This is a genomic window from Halobacteriovorax sp., from assembly GCF_041587335.1.
Lineage (GTDB): Bacteria > Bdellovibrionota > Bacteriovoracia > Bacteriovoracales > Bacteriovoracaceae > Halobacteriovorax.
The window spans coordinates 1-8,242 of record NZ_JBFGYP010000126.1; the positions used below are offsets into that span (position 1 = coordinate 1).

11 protein-coding genes are annotated in these 8,242 nt (G+C 34.9%); 4 read left to right on the forward strand and 7 right to left on the reverse strand.

Annotated features, from left to right (window positions below):
* Window positions 1-384, reverse strand: a 384-nt coding sequence (locus tag ABX784_RS13835) for a hypothetical protein (RefSeq protein WP_372655648.1), incomplete at its 3' end; no start/stop codon positions are given.
* Window positions 384-1,100 carry an MBL fold metallo-hydrolase gene (locus ABX784_RS13840; protein WP_372655649.1) on the reverse strand — a complete coding sequence of 239 codons (717 nt, stop codon included), beginning with the start codon at window positions 1,098-1,100 and terminating at the stop codon, window positions 384-386. The genes ABX784_RS13840 and ABX784_RS13835, both read right to left, overlap by 1 nt.
* A gap of 132 nt (window positions 1,101-1,232) precedes the next feature.
* On the opposite strand from ABX784_RS13840, the gene ABX784_RS13845 reads away from it, so the two are divergent.
* Window positions 1,233-2,177: a serine protease gene (locus tag ABX784_RS13845; RefSeq protein WP_372655650.1), complete on the forward strand. Its 945-nt coding sequence runs from the start codon at window positions 1,233-1,235 to the stop codon at window positions 2,175-2,177.
* Window positions 2,178-2,185: 8 nt separating this feature from the next.
* Here ABX784_RS13845 and hemB read toward each other — a convergent pair whose 3' ends face one another.
* Together hemB and ABX784_RS13855 are read right to left on the reverse strand one after the other, a co-directional pair.
* Complete coding sequence (gene hemB, locus ABX784_RS13850) at window positions 2,186-3,163, reverse strand: porphobilinogen synthase (protein WP_372655651.1); 978 nt, start codon at window positions 3,161-3,163, stop codon at window positions 2,186-2,188.
* A gap of 2 nt (window positions 3,164-3,165) precedes the next feature.
* A complete protein-coding gene (locus tag ABX784_RS13855) occupies window positions 3,166-3,600 on the reverse strand; it encodes a SufE family protein (RefSeq protein ID WP_372655652.1) in 435 nt (144 codons plus the stop codon).
* A 132-nt stretch (window positions 3,601-3,732) separates the two neighbouring features.
* On the opposite strand from ABX784_RS13855, the gene ABX784_RS13860 reads away from it, so the two are divergent.
* The gene (locus ABX784_RS13860) at window positions 3,733-4,581 is read left to right on the forward strand and encodes a helix-turn-helix domain-containing protein (RefSeq protein WP_372655653.1); all 849 of its coding nucleotides are present in this window, start codon (window positions 3,733-3,735) and stop codon (window positions 4,579-4,581) included.
* Here ABX784_RS13860 and ABX784_RS13865 read toward each other — a convergent pair.
* Both ABX784_RS13865 and ABX784_RS13870 read right to left on the reverse strand, forming a co-directional pair.
* Window positions 4,574-5,821 carry a flagellar hook protein FlgE gene (locus ABX784_RS13865; protein ID WP_372655654.1) on the reverse strand — a complete coding sequence of 416 codons (1,248 nt, stop codon included), beginning with the start codon at window positions 5,819-5,821 and terminating at the stop codon, window positions 4,574-4,576. The two genes, ABX784_RS13860 and ABX784_RS13865, sit on opposite strands and share 8 nt — an antisense overlap.
* A gap of 129 nt (window positions 5,822-5,950) precedes the next feature.
* Window positions 5,951-6,166, reverse strand: coding sequence for a hypothetical protein (locus tag ABX784_RS13870; protein ID WP_372655655.1), 216 nt, complete (start codon window positions 6,164-6,166; stop codon window positions 5,951-5,953).
* Window positions 6,167-6,498: 332 nt separating this feature from the next.
* Here ABX784_RS13870 and ABX784_RS13875 point away from each other — a divergent pair, with 332 nt between their 5' ends.
* Together ABX784_RS13875 and ABX784_RS13880 are read left to right on the forward strand one after the other, a co-directional pair.
* Window positions 6,499-6,831, forward strand: coding sequence for a hypothetical protein (locus ABX784_RS13875; RefSeq protein ID WP_372655656.1), 333 nt, complete (start codon window positions 6,499-6,501; stop codon window positions 6,829-6,831).
* Window positions 6,831-7,883, forward strand: a complete 1,053-nt coding sequence (locus tag ABX784_RS13880; RefSeq protein WP_372655657.1) for a hypothetical protein — start codon at window positions 6,831-6,833, stop codon at window positions 7,881-7,883. Before ABX784_RS13875 ends, ABX784_RS13880 begins: the two co-directional genes overlap by 1 nt.
* Here ABX784_RS13880 and ABX784_RS13885 read toward each other — a convergent pair.
* On the reverse strand, window positions 7,873-8,242 hold a 370-nt coding region (locus ABX784_RS13885; protein ID WP_372655658.1), incomplete at its 5' end, for a response regulator. The genes ABX784_RS13880 and ABX784_RS13885 overlap by 11 nt on opposite strands.

Genomic DNA, 8,242 nt, shown 5'->3' on the forward strand with positions numbered 1-8,242 from the left:
ATTACCTGGCAACTTATATCGAAGTGTATAGGTAACTTGATCTTTAGAAAACTTAGGCTCTCCAAATTTAATGGAAGTAGCTTTTAGGCTTTTTAAATTTATTGTATTTTCTTTTTTAAACTTATCAAAGTTAGAGACCTTAGCCTTTATAGAGACGCGTTCTTTAGAGTCACTACCAATAGGGAAAATACCAATACTTGGTCCATGATGTTTCAGCTTTTTATTCCATATTAAAAGGGGCGTACTTAAAAACGTCTCTTTGGCCTCATATTCCTTACTAAGTTCAAGAGTTATTTTAACTTCATTTTTTTTCTTTTTAACAATGTACTCTTTGGCATAAGAAGTAGAAGTGAACAAAACTGCTATTAGAAGTAAGCACTTCATTAATCTACGGCCTTTCCACAATACTTATTAGCAGGAAGAGCTATATCGATCTTTGCAGGGTATGGAAGGTTAAGATTGTTCATTATCGTTTCAAAGTCTGAAAAGGAATTACTTAGCTTAAGTCGAGGATTATGCTTTTTCTCTTCAGCTATTGTAGAGCTCATCTCGCCATTATAATTATGAGCGGGAAGAATGGTCGTATCATCTGGCAATTCAAATAATGTCTCCCTTACACTTTTAAAAAGTGACTCATTGGAACCCTCTTGAAAGTCAGTCCTTCCACAGCCCCTAATAAGTAGAGTGTCTCCAGTAAAGAGGTAGCTATCAATGAGTACACATGCAGAACAGTTTGTATGTCCTGGGGTTTCTAATAATTTAAAGCTTAAATTATCAGATAATTTTATGACCTCGTTGTGATTGAGAGAAACCGACTTTGTGCAATCAACTAAGGCCTTATTACTAAGCCCTATTCGTGCTCCTAGTTCATTTGAAAGTGAAAATGAACTCGTTATATGATCAGCATGTAAATGAGTCTCTAGACACCAGTGGAGTTTTAAATCTAGTTCACGAATAATACGTAAATCTCGCTCAAGAGTTTCCTTAACTGGGTCTATAATTATCGCATCTAAGGTCTTGTTATCATAAACAATATATGTGTAAGTGGATGATTCTTTTTCAAATAATTGTCTTATTGAAATATCTTTTGAAAATACCATTTGCAAACTCCGTGAAACCTTAAGTAAAAATCAAGAGTTAGCTCTTAGTCAATAAGTTCTCTCGAAGAAAACATTACACAGAGCATTGTTTCAAATACACCCCTCACCTACACTCCATGCTTCGGAGGATCAATGACAAAAAAGCAGCGCTTTTCTATTTTGATTATGGCTTGTGTTTTCACAACGATGAGTACAATCGCTCAACAAAAAGTCATATACGGTGAAGACAATCGAAAAGAGAGTCAGGAGTACTTTGACAAGAGATTCACAGAAGCATCTGCCTCTGTTGCTGGTATGGTTTGGAGTAAGAACTTACTTCCTTCAAAAGACTCAGAGAAAGAATATAGCTTTAATCAATTACCTGTAAGATTATACTATAACCTTTGTAAAGAAGAGGCCTTTAGTGAGCAGGTTTCACTACCTACATGTACAGCATTTCTAGTAGGCCCTGACCTACTTCTGACAGCGGGACATTGTGTAAATAATGAGTTCCAGTGCAAACAGAATAAGTGGGTATTTAATTACGTAAAAGGAACAAAGAAAATACAAAAAAATAATACATACTCTTGTAAAAAGTTAATTGATAGAAAATTAATTTCAAATAGTTCTAACTTAAAAGATTACGCACTAATTCAGCTTGATCGTGCAGTAGAAGAAGTTGAACCACTTCCAATTAGAGAGTCAGGAAAAGTCGAAAGAAGCACGCCTTTAGTTGTAATAGGACATCCGATTGGCCTTCCACTAAAAATAGCAGATGGGGCAAAAGTTAGAGGTTTCGTTCTCTCTAATCTTCTGAACCCTTTTCAAGCATTTCAAAGTAGAAAGAATTACTTTATTACAAATACTGATACCTATACTGGAAATAGTGGCTCTCCTGTCTTTAATGAGAGAACCGGTGTTGTTGAAGGAATATTAATACAAGGTAAGAAAGACTTCTCTCTTACAGAGGACGATTGCCTTAGTTCGATTAACTATAGAAATAAAAGAAAGAACTATGAGGAAAAAGTCTTCAGAGTTCTACAGGTAGAGAATTTACAAGAAGAGATCGATAAATCTTATCAAAGAACAAATAGATAGTCCTAAGACTATCTATTTAATACTTTGGCAGCTTCCTTAGCAAAGTAAGTGAGAATCATATCGCAGCCCGCTCTTTTGAAAGACATTAACATCTCCATCATCACGGCCTCGCCATCAATCCATCCCTTTTCGCTAGCAGCTTTAACCATAGCGTACTCTCCGCTTACGTTGTAAGCAGCTATTGGAAGTGTTGTATTAGAGCGCATATCACTTATTATATCCAGGTAACTAAGTCCCGGCTTTACCATAAGAATATCGGCCCCCTCTTGCTCATCAAGTATAGTTTCTCTTAGAGCTTCTCTCTTATTAGAAAAATCCATTTGGTAAGTTTTCTTATCCCCTGACTTAGGAGCAGAATCTAAAGCATCTCTGAACGGCCCGTAGAATGCCGAAGCGTACTTAGCAGTATAAGACATGATAATGGTATTATAAAAACCAGCGTCATCAAGAGCATCTCTAATGTACCCAACTCTCCCATCCATCATATCAGATGGACCAATAATATCACTTCCGGCCTTGGCCTGAGAGACAGACATTTTAGCTAATATTTCGAGTGTCTCATCATTAAGAATTTCATTATTGTCAGAAACCACTCCATCATGACCATCACTTGAGTATGGATCCATTGCAACATCTGTCATAATCAACATATCAGGACAAGCTTTCTTAACTGCTCTAATCGCACGCTGAAAGAGTCCATCGTCGTTATAAGATTCAGTTGCATACTTATCTTTTATAGAATCATCTAAAGCTGGAAATAAAGAGACACAAGGAATTCCGAGACTCCATAGCTCTTGAACTTCTTTAACAAGCAAATCTATACTCAGCCTAAGCTGACCAGGCATAGAGTCAATTGCAATCGATTTATTCTCACCTTCAATTACAAAAAGAGGTGCAATTAAGTCATTAGTTGTTAGATGATTTTCTCTGACTAGCCTTCTAATTGAGTTAGAGGTTCTGTTTCTTCTTGGTCTATAAATCATCATCTTTAAAGTCCTAGACTTAGTTTTGTTTTAAATGCCAGAGCATATACAGAAATCTGCTTTACCATAGAGCTAAGACCATTTGCTCTACTCATTGATAAGTGCTGTCTTAGTCCAATAGTTTCTAAGAAGTCCGGCTTTGTAGCTAGAATTTCATCAGGAGTTGCATCAGAATAAACACTTAAGAGAAGAGCAATGATTCCTTTTACAATAGCAGCGTCACTATCTGCCTTAAAAATGACTTTATCACCTTCAAGTTCAGCATGAAGCCATACCTGACTTTGACAGCCTTTCACTTTATTACTTTCAAGCCTAAACTCTTCAGGCAATGTCTCTAGGTCTTTTCCTAGGTTAATTATGGCCTTATATTTATCTTCCCAATTAGAGAAGTTTTCAAAATTGGTTACTACTGTTGAAACCCTAGTATTTATCGTGCTCATCATGATCCTTAAAAAATTATTTAATCTTATAGCTTTTAACAAAAGTTCATAAAAATGTCTAAACTCGTTGATAATTTGTGAAATTGTTCTATATTAGACATAGGACATAAGTACTACAAAGAGAATAAGAAAATGAAAATTGATGAATTTAGATTATCTAAAATTATACTAAGTGCAAGAAAACGTATGAATTTGACTCAAAATGAAGTCTCTAAACGCACCGGAATAACGCAGGGTACACTATCTAAAATTGAATCATTTCATTGCTCAGTATCTGCTAAGCACTGGTTTTTACTCAGTAAACTACTCGATATTCCATCTTCGTCTGTTTGGACTGGTTATATTGATAGAGGTATTAAACCAACATCTCCATCAACTAAAAATGTTTTCAAACTACCAAAGAAGTACTTCAACAACTCTTATTCCTCAATAAAAGAAATAGCTCCAATTATAAAATTTGCTTTAGAGAAAATTGGTAAAGAAAGGTTTGATCAACACTTGGCCAAATTAAAAATGTCAGACTTAATTTTCTTTGATTTAAATAATAAGATTAATTACCTTTTCGCATATGATCTCCTCAATGAAGTACTCAAAGATGGTATAACTGAATCGGACTTTAAGCAGATTGCAAAGTTTTCAGCTGATCTAGAGTTACATGGAGTTCAAGCAGAGCAGTATCAAAAGAAAAACAAATCAAGTCTATCTTTGTTAAAGCTATATCTAGACAATGCAGCTTACTATCAAGATGGATACAAATATAACGTTCTCAAAAAGACAGAGAACGAAGTCACTTTTGAACTTGAGCCAATTGAGAGTGCAAGAGAGTACTTTAATAACATTAAAGATATCTTAGTTCCTTACAATAAGGCGTGCATTGAAAGTTTACTTTCAAATTGTAAAAAAGAGAAAGTACAAGTTGAAGTAAAAGAGGATACTGGCAATGGACTTATTCAGTTCACAGCTAACGCTACAATTATTTAAGAGCGATTACATTCTTTAGAAGACTATCAATTGCACCCATTGCTTGAGCATTAGCAGAAAAACTCTTTTGAGTTTTCATCATATCTACAAAGTTATTTGTAATATCAACATTTGATAATTCTAGAGAGTTAGTTCTAATATCTCCGCGGGCGTCTTTACCACTTTGCCCTAGTGAAACTTGACCTGAGGACTGGTTACCAACATAGAGGTTTTGACCAACTTTTCTAAGTCCTTGCTCATTTGCAAATTTAGCAATAGCAACTTTTCCTAGTTGAACACTTTTTCCATTATCATACCGAAGCGTCATAGAGCCTCCCTGATCGAAACCAAGTCCAACAACAGACCCACCAGTATTTCCATCTCTAGAGTTCGAACTAACACTTGTTGTTGTTCCAAACTGAGTAGTTGGTTCACCTTTATTTGTTAAACTAATATTAATAGATTGTTCTTCTCCACCCTTGAAAGTGGCCACAGCATCTAGTCCAGAATCATTTACTAAGACACCTTTATCATCAAATGTAACATTTCCTGTTCCTACAAGAACTTTACCACCCACTTGTGGCTCAAGGTCTTTTCCATCTGCCATTGCATTATAAGACCAATTACCTGCAGAAGTCTTAGTAAAGAATACTGCTAGTGTTTGTTGTTCGCCCTTAGCATCTAAAACAGTGACAGATCTTTCAAAACTACTAGTTTCTCTAGGATCTTCAGGGTTAAATATTTTTACATTTTCCCTAGCATCTAGGTTCATTGTAATCTTAACGTTAGAAGTTGAAACTGGATCCATATTACCTTTTGAGATTCTTAGAGGAGCAACAGAGCTAGACTCTCTTCCTTCCTCTCCGTTGAATCCTAGAACTTTATGACCATCACTTGAAACTAAAAAGCCATCTTTATCAAAGTGAAATGAACCGTCTCTTGTGTAGGCCTGCCCAAAAGGAGTATCAACAGCAAAGAGTCCATTCCCATCAATAGCAAGGTCAGTAGCTGAATCAGTATTAGAAAGAGTTCCTTGAGTTAGGTCTCTTGTTTTCCCATCGATAACTGCACCAGCGCCAATTTGGTCTCCACCATCAACACCAATCGATGCATCTGTAAGCATCTCAGAGAACTCGGCCCTATTTCCTTTAAAACCTGTCGTACCAGCATTATTAATATTATCGCCGACAATCTCTAGCTTTCTTCCAAGTTGATTAGAAGTATTGCTTGTTACATTTAGACTTTGGAATAGGCTCATCATAGGCTCCGATTGAGTTAATCTCTCTAAATATATTTTACTAATTTTGAGCAATGAAAAGTAGCTGGAAAAAATGTTCGACTAAACGAGTCAATCAATAAGATATTAACTACCTACGAGGGAAGTGACTCTCTACCAAAGAGAATCATCATTGAGATCTAAGACTTTTTCTTTCTTAAAGTGATCCTTAAGTCTAAAGCCTTGGCACTCTATTCCAGTTTCTCTTTTTACAACTTGTGAGGGGATAGACTGCGAACTAAATCCATAGAGGGAGCATGACCTAGGCTTATTAGGGTCCCAAGAGGCTTTGTAATGAACGCATTTAAGGCAAGCTGGTCTTTCACTCATCTAAATCTCCAAATGAATTAAACTCACCAATATGATCTCAATCTAGACAATATCTTTCCACAAGGAATTAATTTCCTTTAAAAATGTCGAACTTTTAATCACTTCCTCTTGTAATTAATTCACTTACCTTTTGCCAAATTCAAAGCTCAGTTAGGATGAATATGAGTTTACTTGGTGATCAATAGAAACACTCTATAAGTGTCTATTATTCAGTCGATACAAAATTAATAGACACTAAATAAATGAAGAAACTCCACCTAAACTACTAATTATACGAATAACTTTTGGCATCAAATTAGCAACTATATAAATGAACTAAAAATGGAAGTGACATGAAAGAAAGCATTCAAACATCGGCAGACAATCTCGTAATGTTCCCTGCTGCCAAGAATTACCCAGAAGAGAATGTCTCAAACGAAGAGCTTATGAAGAATGATCCTCTTGAGGCATTGATGAATGAATTCTCTCATATTCCTTGCGAAGATGTATTTGATGAAGATGAGCTTATCGAAGAAGAGAGACCTATTGAACAAAAGCTCGGGCAACTGGATAGAATTATTCTCATACACTCTCAGCTAAAAAAGCTAGAAGATACTACACAAAGAATGAAGTATTTAATTGATGAAATTGAAGATTTTCTTCCAAAAAAGGTTAGCAGAAGATAATGATAAAAGAATGGATAAAAATTTATTTTATATTAGTTATCTCTTTAAGCTCTTATGGATTTAATACGACTCCTGAAATTGAACGTCTAAACAAAGAGTTTAATCAGGGTCAAGAGTACCCTATTTTAATATTTGATAAAGATATAATAAGAAATAAACTTACAGACTCAAAACCAAAAAATCTAAAAATTATTAAAGATTATATCCTTGAAAAGTTTAATATAAAACTTGAAAAGTTTGATAGTGAAACGATTCTTGATTACCATACAGTATTAAATAACTCAGCGAGTGCCCTACCTTTTAAAGATAGTAGAACAAATAAATATCGCTTTTGCGCCGTATTTCCTTCAGGAGCAAACCTAGAACATAAAGATGAAGTAAAACGTATCCTAGGGATCACAGATAATATAAATCCATATCCAGAACAAACAGTTGAAAAAGTAATGAAGCTTATGACATTGAAAGAGCTAAAGCTTATTTCTCTTTATCACGAACTTTCACACTGCTTGGATAAAACATACATTCCAATCCTATCAATGCCAAATTCTCACAATATACATATGGCAGAGTCATTTGCAGAATCCATGTCTCTACTATTTGTAACAAAGAGATTTAAATTTAAGAATATTGCACTTAGAAGAAGTGTTCTAAGAGGTCTTTATACAAAGTATATGGGAAAGCATATAATCAATGATGAAGACACTATAGTAATGCACCCTAGTGCAAAAGAAATGGGAGTAGTATATTACCTATCCCCAACCTTATTAAGTATTAACAGCGTACTCTCAAGCTATAAGTTTCGAATTAATAACTACTCAACAAAAGAACTTGGTGAGATGGCCCTTAAAAATACTACAAACTATGCTTTTGACTCTAGGACATTTGCTGCGATTGTAAATTATCTAAAGAATGGTGAGCAAGAATCAATTTCTGAGTACTTAAGATTAACAGAGAGTGCACCAGATTTATTCTACTCAACTTACTTAAGAATGCGAAAAGAAATACTATTCATCAACGACCTAGACTTTCTATTAGAAAATATTAGCAATTAGAAATTATGACTCTCTTAAGCTCATCAATTTTAATAGGTTTTGAGACATGATCAACCATACCTGCATCAAAACATTTCTTCTTATCTTCAGTTAGGACATTCGCTGTCATCGCAATAACTGGCGGCGCCTTATCTTTATAAAGTTTCACTATATTCTCAGTGGCAGTAACCCCATCCATAATAGGCATCTGCATATCCATGAATATTAAAGTAAAAGGATTTTCCGAAGCATCTGCAATAATAGAGAGTGCTTCTTTACCATTAGAAGCAATAGTACATTCATACCCAAGCTTTCTAAGCATCATCGATGCAATTTTCTGATTAACTAAATTGTCCTCAACAAGCAAAATTTGGCACGGA

What these genes read in the sequence shown, in the direction of transcription:
- ABX784_RS13875 (WP_372655656.1), top strand. Translation starts at nt 6,499, where the DNA reads ATGAAAGAAAGCATTCAAACATCGGCAGACAATCTCGTAATGTTCCCT.
- ABX784_RS13860 (WP_372655653.1), top strand. Translation starts at nt 3,733, where the DNA reads ATGAAAATTGATGAATTTAGATTATCTAAAATTATACTAAGTGCAAGA.
- ABX784_RS13880 (WP_372655657.1), top strand. Translation starts at nt 6,831, where the DNA reads ATGATAAAAGAATGGATAAAAATTTATTTTATATTAGTTATCTCTTTA.
- ABX784_RS13840 (WP_372655649.1), bottom strand. Translation starts at nt 1,100, where the DNA reads ATGGTATTTTCAAAAGATATTTCAATAAGACAATTATTTGAAAAAGAA.
- ABX784_RS13855 (WP_372655652.1), bottom strand. Translation starts at nt 3,600, where the DNA reads ATGAGCACGATAAATACTAGGGTTTCAACAGTAGTAACCAATTTTGAA.
- hemB (WP_372655651.1), bottom strand. Translation starts at nt 3,163, where the DNA reads ATGATGATTTATAGACCAAGAAGAAACAGAACCTCTAACTCAATTAGA.
- ABX784_RS13870 (WP_372655655.1), bottom strand. Translation starts at nt 6,166, where the DNA reads ATGAGTGAAAGACCAGCTTGCCTTAAATGCGTTCATTACAAAGCCTCT.
- ABX784_RS13845 (WP_372655650.1), top strand. Translation starts at nt 1,233, where the DNA reads ATGACAAAAAAGCAGCGCTTTTCTATTTTGATTATGGCTTGTGTTTTC.
- ABX784_RS13865 (WP_372655654.1), bottom strand. Translation starts at nt 5,821, where the DNA reads ATGATGAGCCTATTCCAAAGTCTAAATGTAACAAGCAATACTTCTAAT.